15 protein-coding genes and 1 tRNA gene are annotated in these 14,769 nt (G+C 70.4%); 11 read left to right on the top strand and 5 right to left on the bottom strand.

The window, feature by feature from the left end:
* Positions 1–56: 56 nt before the first annotated feature.
* Both AB0H56_RS06785 and AB0H56_RS06780 read left to right on the top strand, forming a co-directional pair.
* Positions 57–611 (top strand): PadR family transcriptional regulator, encoded by a 555-nt coding sequence (locus tag AB0H56_RS06785; protein WP_357158333.1) that lies wholly within the window; start codon positions 57–59, stop codon positions 609–611.
* Entirely contained in the window at positions 608–2,638 is a 2,031-nt protein-coding gene (locus tag AB0H56_RS06780) for an NADPH-dependent 2,4-dienoyl-CoA reductase (RefSeq protein ID WP_357158330.1), read from the top strand. Before AB0H56_RS06785 ends, AB0H56_RS06780 begins: the two co-directional genes overlap by 4 nt.
* A 345-nt stretch (positions 2,639–2,983) precedes the next feature.
* Here the strand turns inward: AB0H56_RS06780 and AB0H56_RS06775 are convergent, their stop codons facing one another.
* On the bottom strand, positions 2,984–4,099 hold the full coding sequence (locus AB0H56_RS06775) for a phosphotransferase (RefSeq protein WP_357158327.1): 1,116 nt from the start codon (positions 4,097–4,099) through the stop codon (positions 2,984–2,986).
* A 218-nt stretch (positions 4,100–4,317) separates the two neighbouring features.
* Between AB0H56_RS06775 and cmrA the strand changes: the two genes are divergently transcribed.
* The 3 genes from cmrA to AB0H56_RS06760 all read left to right on the top strand — a co-directional run bounded on the left by cmrA (position 4,318) and on the right by AB0H56_RS06760 (position 7,080).
* Complete coding sequence (gene cmrA, locus AB0H56_RS06770; protein WP_280339940.1) at positions 4,318–5,121, top strand: mycolate reductase; 804 nt, start codon at positions 4,318–4,320, stop codon at positions 5,119–5,121.
* Positions 5,122–5,272: 151 nt separating this feature from the next.
* Complete coding sequence (locus AB0H56_RS06765) at positions 5,273–6,604, top strand: alanine racemase (RefSeq protein WP_357158324.1); 1,332 nt, start codon at positions 5,273–5,275, stop codon at positions 6,602–6,604.
* A gap of 119 nt (positions 6,605–6,723) precedes the next feature.
* Entirely contained in the window at positions 6,724–7,080 is a 357-nt protein-coding gene (locus AB0H56_RS06760; RefSeq protein ID WP_357158321.1) for a hypothetical protein, read from the top strand.
* A gap of 57 nt (positions 7,081–7,137) precedes the next feature.
* Here AB0H56_RS06760 and AB0H56_RS06755 read toward each other — a convergent pair whose 3' ends face one another.
* Entirely contained in the window at positions 7,138–8,805 is a 1,668-nt protein-coding gene (locus AB0H56_RS06755) for a helicase HerA-like domain-containing protein (protein ID WP_357158318.1), read from the bottom strand.
* A 166-nt stretch (positions 8,806–8,971) separates the two neighbouring features.
* Here AB0H56_RS06755 and orn point away from each other — a divergent pair, with 166 nt between their 5' ends.
* The gene (gene orn / locus AB0H56_RS06750) at positions 8,972–9,610 is read left to right on the top strand and encodes an oligoribonuclease (RefSeq protein WP_167456361.1); all 639 of its coding nucleotides are present in this window, start codon (positions 8,972–8,974) and stop codon (positions 9,608–9,610) included.
* Positions 9,611–9,665: 55 nt separating this feature from the next.
* Positions 9,666–9,741, top strand: a tRNA-His gene (locus AB0H56_RS06745).
* 45 nt (positions 9,742–9,786) lie between these two features.
* Here AB0H56_RS06745 and AB0H56_RS06740 read toward each other — a convergent pair.
* A complete protein-coding gene (locus AB0H56_RS06740) occupies positions 9,787–10,170 on the bottom strand; it encodes a VOC family protein (RefSeq protein ID WP_357158313.1) in 384 nt (127 codons plus the stop codon).
* On the opposite strand from AB0H56_RS06740, the gene AB0H56_RS06735 reads away from it, so the two are divergent.
* Together AB0H56_RS06735 and AB0H56_RS06730 are read left to right on the top strand one after the other, a co-directional pair.
* Positions 10,169–10,570, top strand: a complete 402-nt coding sequence (locus AB0H56_RS06735) for a TetR-like C-terminal domain-containing protein (RefSeq protein WP_357158310.1) — start codon at positions 10,169–10,171, stop codon at positions 10,568–10,570. The genes AB0H56_RS06740 and AB0H56_RS06735 overlap by 2 nt on opposite strands.
* A gap of 6 nt (positions 10,571–10,576) precedes the next feature.
* Positions 10,577–11,887: an FAD-binding oxidoreductase gene (locus tag AB0H56_RS06730; RefSeq protein WP_357158307.1), complete on the top strand. Its 1,311-nt coding sequence runs from the start codon at positions 10,577–10,579 to the stop codon at positions 11,885–11,887.
* 94 nt (positions 11,888–11,981) lie between these two features.
* On the opposite strand, the gene AB0H56_RS06725 is transcribed toward AB0H56_RS06730, so the two are convergent.
* Positions 11,982–12,506 carry a CGNR zinc finger domain-containing protein gene (locus AB0H56_RS06725; RefSeq protein ID WP_357158304.1) on the bottom strand — a complete coding sequence of 175 codons (525 nt, stop codon included), beginning with the start codon at positions 12,504–12,506 and terminating at the stop codon, positions 11,982–11,984.
* Between the two features lie 25 nt (positions 12,507–12,531).
* Here AB0H56_RS06725 and AB0H56_RS06720 point away from each other — a divergent pair, with 25 nt between their 5' ends.
* Complete coding sequence (locus AB0H56_RS06720; protein WP_357158301.1) at positions 12,532–12,708, top strand: hypothetical protein; 177 nt, start codon at positions 12,532–12,534, stop codon at positions 12,706–12,708.
* A gap of 106 nt (positions 12,709–12,814) precedes the next feature.
* On the top strand, positions 12,815–13,159 hold the full coding sequence (locus AB0H56_RS06715; RefSeq protein WP_357158298.1) for a hypothetical protein: 345 nt from the start codon (positions 12,815–12,817) through the stop codon (positions 13,157–13,159).
* Positions 13,160–13,220: 61 nt separating this feature from the next.
* On the opposite strand, the gene AB0H56_RS06710 is transcribed toward AB0H56_RS06715, so the two are convergent.
* Complete coding sequence (locus tag AB0H56_RS06710) at positions 13,221–14,429, bottom strand: Ig-like domain-containing protein (RefSeq protein WP_357158295.1); 1,209 nt, start codon at positions 14,427–14,429, stop codon at positions 13,221–13,223.
* Positions 14,430–14,769: the final 340 nt, after the last annotated feature.

Here is a 14,769-nt window from a genome sequence, read left to right as displayed (position 1 = left end):
CGACCATCATATGAACCTGGTTGCATAGTACCGAGCGTTCCGGATACGCTCGTCCCATGGCACTCGAACACGCGCTGCTGGTCTCGCTCAGCGAACGCGCCGGGTCGGGCTACGAGCTCGCGCGCCGATTCGACAAGTCGATCGGCTACTTCTGGAGTGCCACCCACCAGCAGATCTACCGGGTGCTCAAGCGTATGGAGGATTCCGGCTGGGTGACCGTGGAATCGGTCGAACAGCAGGGAAAACCCGACAAGAAGGTGTACTCGGTGGCGCAGGCGGGCCACACCGAACTGGCCCGCTGGATCGCCGAACCCACCGAGTCGAGCCCGGCCAACTCCGAACTGGGCGTGAAGGTGCGCGGCGCCGCGTACGGCGATATCGACGCCGTGTGCGCCGAGGTCGCCCGCCACCGCGAGCAGCACGCGCGGCGCCTCGACGAGTACCAGCTCAGCGAGAAGAAATTCTTCCCGGCGCCGGATCAGCTCTCCGGCACCGCTCTGCACCAGTACCTGGTGCTGCGCGCGGGCATCCGCGCGGAGTCCGGCTACGTCGAATGGTGCGACGAAGTCCTGCAGGCCCTGCGACCGCGAAAAGGTGACCATCGCCCATGACCGCATACCCCCACCTGTTCGAACCCCTCGACCTCGGCCACACCACCTTGCGCAACCGGGTGGTCATGGGTTCCATGCACACCGGTCTCGAGGACCGCGCCTGGGACACCAACAAGCTGGCCGCCTACTTCGCCGAGCGCGCCCGCGGCGGCGTCGGCCTGATCATCACCGGCGGCTACGCGCCCAACCGCACCGGCTGGCTGCTCCCGTTCGGCGGCAAGCTCACCACCAGGACCGAGGCCTACCGGCACCGCCGGATCACCAAGGCGGTGCACGCCGAGGGCGGCAAGATCGCCATCCAGATCCTGCACGCGGGCCGCTACTCCTACATGCCGACCAGCGTCTCGGCCTCGGCGATCAAGTCCGCGATCAACCCGTTCAAGCCGCGCGCCCTCTCGGCCAAGGGCATCGAGAACACCATCGACGACTACGCCCGCTGTGCCGAACTGGCCAAGTTCGCCGGGTACGACGGCTGCGAGATCATGGGCGGTGAGGGCTATTTCATCAACCAGTTCCTCGCGCCGCGGGTGAACAAGCGCACCGACAAGTGGGGCGGCACGCCGGAGAACCGGCGCCGCCTGCCGGTGGAGATCGCCCGGCGCATCCGCGCCGCCGTCGGCCCCGACTTCATCATCGTGTTCCGTTTGTCGATGGCCGAGCTGGTGGAGAAGGGCCAGACCTTCGACGAGATCGTCGCGCTGGCACAGGAATTGGAGGCCGTCGGCGTCGACATCCTCAACACCGACATCGGCTGGCACGAGGCGCGGGTGCCCACCATCGTCACCTCGGTGCCGCGCGCGGCGTTCGTGGAGTTCACCGCCAAGATCGCCCGCAAGGTGAACATCCCGGTGTGCGCGTCGAACCGCATCAACATGCCCGAGATCGCCGAGGAGATCCTCACCCGCGGCGACGCGGCGCTGATCTCGCTGGCCCGTCCGCTGCTGGCCGACCCGGAATGGGCCAACAAGGCCAGGGGCGATCGCGCCGACGAGATCAACACCTGCATCGCCTGCAACCAGGCCTGCCTGGACCACGCCTTCGGCAACAAGAAGGTGTCGTGCCTGGTCAACCCGCGCGCGGGCAGCGAGACCACGTTGCAGCTGCTGCCGACGCGACGGGCCAAGCGCATCGCCGTGGTCGGCGCGGGCCCGGCGGGGCTGTCGGCGGCGGTGAGCCTGGCCGAGCGCGGTCATCACGTCGACCTGTTCGAGGCCGACGACAAGATCGGCGGCCAGTTCGACATCGCCCGGCGCATCCCCGGCAAGGAGGAGTTCGACGAGTCGATCCGCTACTTCCGCCGCAAGATCGAACTCACCGGCGTCACACTGCATCTGGCCAAGCGCGTCACCGCCGAGGAACTCCTCGCCGGCGGCTACGACTCGGTGGTGCTGGCCACCGGTGTGCGCCCGCGCATCCCGAACATTCCCGGCATCGACCACCCGATGGTGCTGTCCTACGCCGAACTGGTGAAGGAGGAGAAGCCGGTCGGCAAGAAGGTCGCCGTGATCGGCGCGGGCGGTATCGGCTACGACGTGAGCGAATTCCTCACCGTCGAGGGGCATCCCACGCTCAAGCTCGACGAGTGGAAGGAGGAGTGGGGTGTCGACGCCGACGACGAACAGGTCCGCGGCCAGCTCAAGCAGCCCAAGCCCGCCCCCGCCGCCCGCGACGTGGTGCTGCTGCAGCGCAAGTCGACCCCGTTCGGCAAGGATCTCGGCAAGACCTCCGGCTGGGTGCACCGCGCCGCGCTCAAGGCCAAGGGCGTCGAGCAGGTCGGCCGCGTGAACTACGAGCGCATCGACGACCAGGGGCTGCACATCAGCTTCGGCGAGAAGCGCGAGAAGCCGCGCGTGATCGAGGTCGACAACGTGATCGTCTGCGCCGGACAGGAATCGGTGCGCGAGCTCGAGGAGCCGCTGCGCGCGGCGGGCGTCGACCTGCACCTCATCGGCGGCGCCGACCTGGCTGCCGAACTCGACGCCAAGCGCGCCATCGATCAGGGCACCCGCCTGGCGGCCCGCCTGTAATCCCCTCGACCCGGTCGTCCGACGCGACGGACGACCGCCACACCGCCCCGTCCGCCGAACTCGCATCCGGTGGGCGGGGCGGTGCTCTGCGTGGTGTGCCAGCGCTCTCGGAGGAGGACGATCGGATCGGACGATCGCGAGGGTCGGCACCTGCGTGCCCCGCGCCCGACCTGCGGGCGCGGCACCGTGCCCCGCGCCCGACCTGCGGGCGCGACACCGTGCTCCGCGCCCAACCTACGGACGCGACACCGCGCTCCGAGCCCAACCGGCGGACGCGACACCGTACTCCAACCTGCGGACGTGACACCTGGGTGCGCGACAGCGTGGAATCCGGGTGCGTGGTGGCTAACCGGCGGCGGCGTCGCGGACCAGGGCGCGCAGCGAATGGCCCGTTGGCGTGCGGAACCACGCGAGGTGACCGAGAAGCCAATCCTGGTAAGCGATTTCGGCGTTTCGTGGTTGGCCGGCGACAGCGAGGAAGTAGTCGATCTCGGAGAGCTCGTAGCCGAGGTGGACCAGCGGGAGCAGGTCGGCGAGCGCGGCCTGTTCGGCGCGGTCGAGCGGGCGCACCGATCGATAACCCGCGAACAGGGCACCCACCTGGTCTTCGCGCACGTGCGCAGCGCCACCGTCGCGCAGCGAAACCCAGTCCACCGCCGTACGTTCGACGGCCGTGGCGAGGTCGAAGACGGCGGTGGTGCGGTCGGCGAGACCGAAGTCGAACACAGTGGTCACCTCGGCGCCGTCCCAGAGCAGGTTGGTGGGATGCCAGTCGCCGTGCGTCCACAGCGGCGTCACGCCGGTGAGATCGACGCGCAGGTCGGGGATCTCGGCACGCCAGTCACGATCGGCGAGGAATCGCGCCAGCGCGGGGCGCCGGGCGAGCTGCCACTCGAACGCGCTGACCGCGCTGTCGCCGTGCAGACCGGCCACCAGGGGCCGGGCCGGCCTGGCGGGTGCGTCGAACCCCTGAGCGGCCACGTGCAGTCGGGCCAGCATCGCCCCCGCTCCCGCCGCGTCCCGGGTATCGCGATACGGCGACCACGAGAAGTCGGCCCGATACCGGTCCTCCCCCACCCCCGCCCGCTGAACTTCATAGACGAATCGCGCAGGACCACAACACATCTCGCCCCCAGCATCGCGATCACCCACGGCCGCACGGACTTCGGGCACGGGGTTGCCGCGTGTGCGCAGGTGGGCCATGAACCGGTGTTCCTCAGCCAGGGCCGCCGGGTCACGCAGCCGCACCGGGAGCCGCTTGACGACCACCCGCGCACCGTCGGTCAACCGCACGCCCACCGTCGACGACAGCGGGCGCGCGCTGCGCCACTCGATCTCGGCAGGCCCGGGCCCACCCCAGGTCGCGGCGATCGCCCTGACGATCTCGTCCTCGGTCAGCGCGGGCCAGGTCGGCACGGCCGTCGGCTCGTCCCCCATCCCGAACACCTGGGCGCCGGTCACGTCCGACCTCCGCCGATCGAGGCCGTCCGTGTCGACGAGGGCGCGGCGGGGCCGCACCGGTCGGCTCGGTGGTGACCAGTCGTGGCGCCATCCTCCGGGTGGGGTGGTGCGATGTCGGTGCCTGTCATGACAGCTGTCAGCCTAGGGCCGCGGGGCCGGGTCTCCGCGATCCCGGCTCGGTCGGCGCCGTCGCGCGCAGATCCCCTAAGCTCGCCCTGGTGAGCTTGCCCTCCCCCACTGCAGACAATCGTGCCGTCGTCACCGGCGCGTCCTCCGGTATCGGCACCGCGCTGGCCGCCGAGCTGGCGGGGCGCGGCTACTCGTTGATCCTGGTCGCGCGGCGCGGTGAGATCCTCACCGAACTGGCCCAGCGGCTGACGCTGGCGCACGGGATCACCGCCGAGGTGCGCGCGGTCGACCTCGCCGATCGGACCCAGCGGGCCAGCCTGGTCGACGAACTCGCGGTGCGCGACATCGCGATCCTGTGCAACAACGCGGGCATCGCCACGTTCGGCCCGGTCGCCGAGCTGGACTTCGCCTACGAGCGCGCGCAGATGGAACTCAACGCGACCGCCGTGCACGATCTGACCCTGGCCGTGCTGCCCGGCATGCTCGAGCGCAAGGCGGGCGGCATCCTGATCAGCGGCTCGGCGGCGGGCAACATGCCGATCCCGAACAACGCCACCTACGCCGCGTCCAAGGCGTTCGCCAACACCTTCTCCGAGTCGCTGCGCGGGGAGCTCAAGGGCAGCGGCGTCCATGTCACGCTGCTGGCCCCCGGCCCGGTCCGCACGGAAACCCCCGCGCCCGAGGACGAGTCGATCGTCGACAAGATGGTCCCCGACTTCCTGTGGGTCTCCTCGGAGTACACCGCCAAGGTCTCCATCGACGCGCTGGCCCGCAACAAGATGCGCATCGTCCCCGGCCTGATCAGCAAGGGCATGAGCGTGGCGGGCAACTACGGTCCCCGCGCGGTGACCGCCCCGATCGCGGGCGCGTTCTACAAGAAACTCGGCGGCTGATCGCCCCGTGACGGGTGGCGCGTCAGCAACACGTCAGGAACGTCCGCCAGGGGGTCAAGGACTCGTCAACAGCGCGTTCGACGGCCTCCGAACGGCGTAGTCCTGGAGTCGGCCCCGCCGTCGGAGCGCGGGGGCGTCCCCAGGAGACACCGTGACGTTGCTCGAGATCTTCCCTTCGTTGCGCGCGACCACCGTGCCGCGGCTGGATCCCGCGGTCTGGCCCGCCGACACCCACTACGACGACGAGGGCCGCGTCACGCTGGGCGGAGTGGCGCTGACCGACATCGCCGACGAGTTCGGCACCCCCGTCCACGTGGTCGACGAGACCGAGGTGCGGGACCGCTGCCGGGCCTATCGCAAGCACTTCCCCGACGCCGAGATCGTCTACGCGGGCACCGCGCTGATGGTCGGCGCGGTGGCGCGCTGGGTCGCTGAGGAGGGCCTGTCGGTGCAGGTCGGCTCGGCCGGTGAGCTGTCGATCGCGCTCGCCGCCGGCATCGATCCCCGCCGGATCGTGTTGCACGGCAACGGCAAGACCTTCGACGAGCTGCGGACCGCGGTGGAGTCCGGGGTCGGGCGCATCGTGGTCGGCTCGCTCACCGAGATCACCCTGCTGGCCGCGCTGGCGGTCACCCCGCGGCAACTGCTGCTGCGCGTCGACCCGGGCATCGACGTTCCGGGCAGCCCGCATTTCGGCTTCCCGCTGGGCAGCGCGTCGTTCGAGACCGCCGTCGCCAGGATCGCCGCCCAGCCCAACCTCCGGCTCGTCGGGCTGCACTGCCATCTCGGCGCGCAGATCCACAATCCCGACCACTACGGCGAGGCGATCCGCCGGATGATCCGCGAAATGGCCTGGATCGACCACGAATACGGTCTGCTGCTCACCCACCTCGACATCGGCGGCGGGCACGCGGTGGCCTATCGCGGCGGCGACGCGGAACTGAATCTGCGCGAGCTCGCCGACATCCTCGACGACGCCCTCGACGCCGGGTGCGCGCGCCACCGCTTCCCCCGCCCCGTGATCGCCATGGAACCCGGGCGCGCGATCGTGGCCAGGGCGGGGGTCACGCTCTACCGGGTGCTCGCCGTCACCGAGACCGCCGAGGGCGGGCACCGCGTGCTCGTCGACGGCGGCGGGTGCGGCCGGGGCCGCGGGCACGACGGCGCGGTGGTGGTGAACCGGCATCCCACCGGCGCCCAGCGGACGACCTCGATCGCGGCCAGGCACACCGAGTCGGGCGAACTCCTCGCCACCGGCGTGCGGCTGCCCGCTGACCTGCGGCCCGGCGAAGTGCTCGCCGTGCCGTGCACCGGCGCCTATCACCACGGACTCGCCTCGACCTACAGCACCGTCGGCCGACCGCCGATCGTCGCCGTCGCGGGCGGCCGGACCAGGCATCTGCTGCGCCGTGAGACGACCGCGGACCTGCTGATGCGCGAGATCACGGATCCGCCGCGGCCGAGCGCGCCCGCGGCGGTGTAGCGGCCCGCATTCGCGGCCGAACAGCGGCTTGCGGGGCTGGTGGACGCCCCGGTCACGCGCCTACGATCGAGGTGGTCGGGGAATGTCAACCACACTCGACACACGGTGCGTGAAGTCCGGTGACCAGCGCACCGGAAGAGGCGATCATGAAGACCGAGACGACACACCAGGCCGGTCTGCGCCGGCTTATTCTGTGCGCGGCGGTGACCGGTGCGGCGGCCATCTTCCCGCTGACGACGGCGGCGCCCGCCGTCGCTCTCCCCGCGGCCACGCCCTCGGTGGTGCACACCAACCCCCACCACCCGCGCTGTGACAACTGGAATCACCACGACTGGGAGTACTGCGACCGCGATCGCGGCCACCGCTGCGACAAGGACTGGGGCCGCAACCACTGGAACGACCGCGACTGGGACCGCTGTGACCGCGGCCGCGGCGGCCACCACTGGTTCCCCTGGGGCTGGTTCGGCAGCAGCTGACCCACACCCATGACCTTCGGGGACACCGCACGACCTGCGGTGTCCCCCCGTCGCGCGCTAACGCCGCCGGGTGCCGAACAGGCTGCGGCTGATCTCCCGGCCCGCCGCGCTTGCCGCTGAGCGCAGGAAGCTCTTCACCGCCGGGTTCTTCATGATCCGTTCGGCCGCGGAGTCCTCCTCCCGCTGCGCCTGCGCGCGGCCCGGCGCCTGCGGCGGCTCCGGCGCCGGTTCGGCCGCGGCGACGCTGGCCAGCAGCATCTCGTAGGCCGACTCCCGGTCGACGCTCTGTCCGTACTTGCCCTGCAGCGGACTCGACAGCGCCTTGGACTTGACGGCGTCGTCACCGATGGTGTCCATCAGCGAGCTCGGCGGCGCGATCCTGGTCCAGGCGACCGGCGTCGGCGCGCCCTTCTCCGAGAGCACGGTGACGATCGCCTCGCCGGTGCCCAGCGAGGTGAGCGCCTCCTCGAGGTCGTAGACCGCCGACTTCGGGTAGGTCCGCACCGTCTTCGACAGCGCCTTCTGATCGTCGGGGGTGAAGGCGCGCAGGGCGTGCTGCACGCGGGCGCCGAGCTGGGACAGCACCGGATTCGGGATGTCGGTGGGCAACTGCGTGCAGAAGAACACACCGACCCCCTTGGACCGGATCAGCTTCACCGTCTGTTCCACCTGCTGCAGGAACGCCTTGGACGCCTCGGCGAACAGCAGATGCGCCTCGTCGAAGATGAAGACCAGCTTCGGCTTGTCCAGATCGCCCTCCTCGGGCAGCGTCTGGAACAGGTCGGCGAGCACCCACATCAGGAAGGTGGAGAAGAGCACCGGCCGCGCGGCCTGCTGACCGAGTTCGAACAGCGTGATCACGCCCTGCCCGCCCGCGGTGCGCAGCAGGTCGGCGGGGTCGAGCTCGGGTTCGCCGAAGAAGGTGTCGCCGCCCTCGGCTTCCAGATTCACCAGCGCGCGCAGGATCACCCCGGCGGTCTGGGCCGACACCCCGCCGATGCCCTTGAGGTCTTCCTTGCCCTCCGGGCTGGTCAGGTGGGTGATCACCGCCCGCAGGTCCTTCAGATCGAGCAGCGCGAGACCACGCTGATCGGCCCAGTGGAAGATCAGGCCGAGCGTGGATTCCTGGGTGTCGTTGAGGCCGAGCACCTTGCTGAGCAGGATGGGGCCGAACGAGGTGATGGTCGCCCGGATCGGCACTCCGATGCCGCCGGTGCCGAGCGAGACGAACTCCGTGGGGTACGAGCGCGGCGCCCAGTCGGTCGCGCCGGTCTCGGCGGCGCGCGCCCTGATCTTCTCGTTGTCCTCGCCGGGTTCGCTCAATCCCGACAGGTCGCCCTTCACGTCGGCCATCACCACGGGCACCCCGGCCCGCGACAGCTGCTCGGCGATGCCCTGCAGCGTCTTGGTCTTGCCGGTGCCGGTCGCGCCGGCGACCAGGCCGTGCCGGTTCATCATCCGTAGCGGAACGCGCACGCGCGCAGCGGGATCCGCGGCGCCGCCGACCATCACGGTGCCGAGTTCGAGCGCTGCGCCGTCGAAGGCGTAGCCCGCGGCGATCTCGGCGGCCTCACCGGAAGCCGCGGGCGCCGCCGATGATTCGCTGTTCGCGGCCGCGGCCTCCTGCTCCGCGGCTTCGGCGGCGGCCGCGGCCTCCGCGGCGACCCGGGCCGCCTCCTCGGCAGCCTTGCGTGCCGCTGCCGCCTTCTCCTGGGGGGTGGTCATCGCGCGTCCTCCGTCTGGTCACAACTGCCGTACGCAAGAAATGCTCGAAACGTGGTGCGGGGAGATCAAGGCAAACTGTATCGCCGCCGGTCAACTCCCGGTCCCGCCTCGCCCGCACGACACACCTGCCGCCCGGGCGCACCCGCCCACCGTTAGGGTGGCTCAGGTGTCCGACAAACTCCTGGTCTGGATGGATTGCGAGATGACGGGGCTCCGTCTCGACAGCGACAAGCTGATCGAGATCGCCGCGCTCGTGACCGACAGCGACCTGAACATCCTCGGTGACGGTGTCGACATCGTCATCCACGCCGACGACGCCGCGCTGGCCTGCATGCCACCGGTCGTCGCCGAGATGCACGCGAAATCCGGTCTCACCGAAGAGGTTCGGCGTTCCACGGTGACGCTCGAGCAGGCCCAGGCCGAGGTGCTCGCCTACATCCGCGAGTACGCGCCCACCGCGCGCACGGTTCCGCTGTGCGGCAACTCGATCGCCACCGACCGCGGCTTCATCGCCCGCGACATGCCCGAACTCGACGAGCACCTGCACTACCGCATGGTCGATGTGAGCTCGATCAAGGAGCTGTGCCGGCGCTGGTACCCGCGCATCTATTTCGGGCAGCCGGAAAAGGGTCTGGCCCACCGGGCGCTGGCCGACATCAAGGAATCCATCCGCGAACTCGAGTACTACCGCCGCACGGCGTTCGTGCCGCTGCCCGGCCCGTCGACCACTGAGATCGCCGCGGTCGCCGAAGCGGTCACCGAGGCCGTGGATGTCACCGGAACAAGCCCCCGACCAGCGGATTAGGGCCTGACGCCCGAAACACGCTAGTATCTACGGCGCCGGTGATTCACCGGCGATGGTGAGTGTAGTTCAGTTGGTAGAGCACCAGGTTGTGATCCTGGCTGTCGCGGGTTCGAGTCCCGTCACTCACCCCACCGAGGCCCAGGCCGGGAGCGATTCCCGCCCTGGGCCTCACTCGTTCACCAGGTTTCCCCGGCCTTCGGCTCGAACAGCTCGATCGGATTGCCCGACGGGTCCTCGATCACGGCCTGCCGCCCGCCCCCGCCCGCGACGATGCCGGTCCGGACGCGCACGCCCGCGTGTTCGAGCCCGGCGAGCACCTCGTCCAGATCCGGCACGGCGAGCTGGAAGCGGTTCCAGCCGCCCGGCGCCGGGGGCCTGCCCGTGTCGTCGGGGTGTCCGGCGCCGCCGGCACCGGGCCGGTTCAGGAGCAGTCTGAGTCCGTCGCGGTCGAGCATCGCGAAGCCCGCCGGAGCGTGCATGACGACGGCGAAGCCGAGCCGCTCGACGTAGAAGGGCACGGCCGCGTCGACGTCGTCGACGATGTAGCGAACGGTGATCATGCCGACCTCCTCGGTCACCTACGAAACGGTAGCGTCTCGCTATAGAACGATACCGACGGCATTCACCGGCTCGATCGTCGCCGACTGCACCCCCGCGCTCATCGATGCCGCCGAGCGCAACGCCGAGCTGCGTGAGCTGTTCCACCGATACAACGCCGAACGCCGCGCGACGCTCGTGGCCGCGGTCCGCGACGGCATCGCCACCGGGGACTTCCCCGCAGACACCGACCCCGAACTGGCCGCGACCGCGCTGGCGGGCGCCGTGATCTACCGCCGGCTGATGACCTCCGCCGCCCTCGATCCCACCGAGGTCGAGGACCTGGTGCACACGGTCCTCGGACCCGGTGTGTCACAGTCCTCTTCCCCGCGTCGTCTACCGGGTGAAGCCACGAGGGAATGAGGAAACATGGGAATCGACGCGCTGCGCACCGCCGTTCGCGGGACGGTACTGCTGCCGGGCGAGGACGAGTTCGAGCAGGCGGCGCGGCCGTGGAACACCGCCGTGCGACAGCCGGTCGCCGCCGTCGTCACCGCCGCTGACGCCGAGGACATCGCACAGGTGGTGCGCCACGCCGAGCGCACCGGCCGCACCGTGGTGACCCAGCCGACCGGCCACGGCGCCACCGGCGACATCGCCGACGCCATCCTGCTGCGCACCGGCCGCCTCGACGAGATCACCGTCGACCCGGCCCGGCGGACCGCCCGCGTCGGCTCCGGCGCCCAGTGGGGACGGATCCAGGCCGCGGCCGCCGCCCGCGGGCTCACCGGCCTGGCGGGCAGCAATCCCGTCGTCGGCGTGACGGGCTACACCCTGGGCGGCGGCTTCGGCTGGTTCTCCCGCGCGCACGGCTGGGCGGCGAACGCGGTCACCGCGCTCGAGATCGTCGACGCGGCGGGCGAGCGGCAGCGGGTCAGCGCCGACTCCGACCCGGAGCTGTTCTGGGCGCTGCGCGGCGGCGGTGGCGACTTCGGGATCGTCACCGCTCTGGAGTTCGACCTGTTCGAGCTGCCGCAGCTCTACGGTGGCCGCGTCAGCTGGCCCGCCGACCGCACCGCCGAGGTCTTCGAGACGTTCGCCGCACTCACCGCGGCGGCGCCGACCGAACTGTCGGTGTGGCTGCAGCGCTACCAGCCCCCCGGCGCGGCGCCGACCGTCGCGATCGACTTCGCCTACCTCGGCGACCCCGCCGAAGGCCGCGCGCTGACCAGCGCACTCGACACGATCACGGGCGCGCTCACCGACACCCGCGGCGCCATGACCCCCGACCGGATCGGCGCCATCACCGCCGAACCCACCGACCCCACGCCCTCGCTGTCCCGCGGCGAACTGCTCACCGACCTCGGCGACGCCGTGGTGAAGACGATCATCGAGGCACCGGTCGCTCCCCTGCTCAACATCCAGATCCGCGGGCTCGGCGGCGCACTGGCGACGGCCGAGCCCGGCGACGGCGCGCGCGGGCCGCTCACCGAGCCGTACGCGCTCTACCTGCTCGGCCTCGGCCTGCCGCACCTGGTCGACGAGGTCCGGGCCGGCTTCGCGACGATTCTCGACGGGCTCGGCACCCACATCACCGGCGCCAAGCCCTACACCTTCCTCGCCCCCGGCGAATCGGCGAGCGCGGCCTTCGACACGGACACGCTGACCCGGCTGCGCGAGATCAAGCGAACCCGAGACCCGCGCAACGTCCTGCGCGCCAACTTCCCCGTCCTGGAGTGACGACCCGACGCGGGTGACCGGCGCTCGCGGACAGCGGGCGAGTCCGGGCGCCACCCGTGCCCGCGAGGCATCGGTGGCGCGCCCGCGCAGCGGCTCACCCCGCGGCGCGCCCGGCCCGATGCCTGCGCACCGCCGCGCGGTTCGCGCAGGCCGGGCTGCAGAACCGCTGCCTGCCGTTGCGTGAGATGTCGGCGTAGGCCCGCGCGCACCCGTCGGTCTCGCAGACGCCGAGCCGGTCCATGCCGAGTCCGGTCAGGTGCAGTGCGGTGCCGACCGTGATCAGCGCGGCGATCTGCCGGTCGGTCGCGACGCCGGGGTCGCGGAAATGCAGGTGCCAGCCGTCGCCGACGTGATCGGTGAGCCGGGGCGCCGAGGCGTACTCGGCCAGTAGCGCGTTGAGCAGCTCGGCGCGGGCGGGCCGGTCCGTGCACTCGACCACCCGCCGCCAGCGCGCCAGGAAGGCCGTCACCGAGACCACGTCCGCGTCGGTCGGCGGAACGGACAGGACCAGTCCGGCGGCCGCGCAGCGCTCGGCCAGTTCCGCCGCCGAGGCACAGGGCGCGTTGAGCAGCTCGATGCCGAGCTGCACGGGCTCCCGTCCGTAATGGTTGTAATGCACAATGCCATTACATCAGACTCGGGACATGAGCAGCCACGCCTCCCACACCTGGTGGATCGAATCGTGTCATCGGACCAGCGAGGGCCTGGTCGCCTATCAACGCTGCCGCTGCGGCGTCCGGCGCGTGGTCGTCGGCGACCCCGGCGTCAGCATCTCGGCCGAGCTCCGCGGCCACGAGCACGGTCTCGCCGCGACCGCCTGACCGGCCCAACCGGTGTCATGACGAAGATCACGTTTGCCCGCTACACTCTGGACCACCGCCCAGTTGTGCGGCATCTCACGTCAGGTTCGACCGGAAAGACCCCTTGATGAAGCGTTCCACCGTCGTCGCCGTCCTCGCGGCCACCACCGCGCTCGGCCCGATCGCGGGGACCGCGGCGGCTGCGCCCGGCCTACCCCTGTCCCCGTATGTCGCCGCGGCGCCGACCGGCGATTTCGGTCTGCCCACCGAGCAACCCGAGTCCGGCTCGGCGCAGAGCGGTTCGACCACCGGCCTCGAGACCACCGGCTCCTCCGGCACCGGCTCGGCCGGGCTGCCCAACCTGGACCGCCTGCTGTTCGGCGGCCGCATCCTCTGCGGCGCGCTCGGCAGCGCCCTCGCCGTCGCGGGCGAGGCGATGATGGACTGCAGCGAGCTGCCCAGCCCCGCCTGATCCTCCCCTGGAACCACGAAGGGCCACCGGAAACATCCGGTGGCCCTTACGCTTTCGCGCGTCAGGAGACGTCGGCGTTGCCTGCCTTCCATTCCGCCCACGGGATGTTCCAGTCGCCGAGCCCGTCGACGCCGGACAGCGTGCCGCCGACGGTGTTCTTCACGATCGTGATGTCACCGCGCTTGGCGTTCTCGTACACCCAGCGCGCGTTGGCCGGGCTCAGATTCAGGCAGCCGTGGCTGGCGTTCGAGTAGCCCTGCTGCCCCACCGACCACGGCGCGGAGTGGAAGAAGATGCCGCTGTAGGAGATTCGCGTCGCGTAGTCCACCGGGGTGCGGTAGCCGTCGGGCGAGTTGATCGCGACACCGTAGGTCGAGGAGTCCATGATCAGCTTGTCGTGCTTGTCCGCGACGATGTAGATGCCGTTGTCGGTGGGCGTGGAGTCCTTGCCCATCGAGGTCGGCATGGTCATGATCACCTCGCCGTTGCGTTCGACGGTCACCTGGTGGGTGTTGTCGTCGGCGGTGAAGATCTGCGCGTCACCGATGGTGAAGAACGAGTGGATGTTGTCCTGGCCGTACAGGCCCTTGCCCAGGTCCTTGCCGTAGACGTTCACATCGATCGTCACCTTGGTGCCCGGAGCCCAGAAATGCTCGGGGCGCCAGCGCACTTCGCGATTGTTCACCCAGTAGAACGCACCCTCCACCGCCGGCTCGGTGGTGATCTTGATGGCGTCCTGCACCGCCCGGCGGTCCGGGATGTTCTCGTCGAACTGGATGGCCACCGGCTGACCGATGCCGACCACCTCACCCTCACCCGGCATCAGGTAGGGCTTGGTCTGGTTGTTCGGCGAGCTGGTGGTGAAGCTGAGCGTCGAGGCGTTCGCGCCGCCGAGACCGATGGCCGACGCCGTCAGCTGGTAGGTCTTGCCGTAGCCGAGCACCTCGGTGGTCGCCCACGAGCGCCCGTCCGCGGCGAGCTGCCCCGCGACCGCCTTGCCCTCCTTGTTGGTGAGCTTCACGTCGGTGAACTTGCCGTCCTCGACCTGGAAGGCCAGCGGCATGCCGGGCGAGACACCGACCTGCCCGTCCTTGATCGCCGATACCAATTTCGGCTTCATCAGCTCGGTGATCGGGTTACGGTCGATCGCGACCTCGACACCGGCGCCCTCCGCGGCCGAGCAAGCACTCGCGCCCAACGCGAACACCGCAAGCAGCACCACCGGGACGATCGTCCGCAGCGACCGAGGTCGCCCCCGCTTCTTACCCATGTCAACCCCGTTTCCATACCGACGCAGTCACTGTGCGCCGCAGATCCCACCGACGGTCCACGCCCGTGCCATCCACGCCGGCTGGGGCGTACGGTTCGTCGTCCCAGCCATTCTGCCAGTCAGCCTGGCCGGGACAAACGGGAAAGCCCCCGCGACACGACCAAGTCACACCCCTTAGATACGCACTCGGCCCCCGATCGTTAACAACGCGGGTCGCCCGACATCGTCGCTGGTCAGAGCCCGATTTCACTTTCCGGCCCCAAGCCTGTTAATGTTTGTTCCGCACCGGAGAGCGGGGCCGAGGGAGAAACCGAGAGGTTTTCCCCCAGAGTCGCGAGCC

This window comes from Nocardia sp. NPDC050717 (genome assembly GCF_040654275.1).
Classification (GTDB): Bacteria; Actinomycetota; Actinomycetes; order Mycobacteriales; family Mycobacteriaceae; genus Nocardia.
This window is presented reverse-complemented; position numbering and strand designations above follow the sequence as displayed.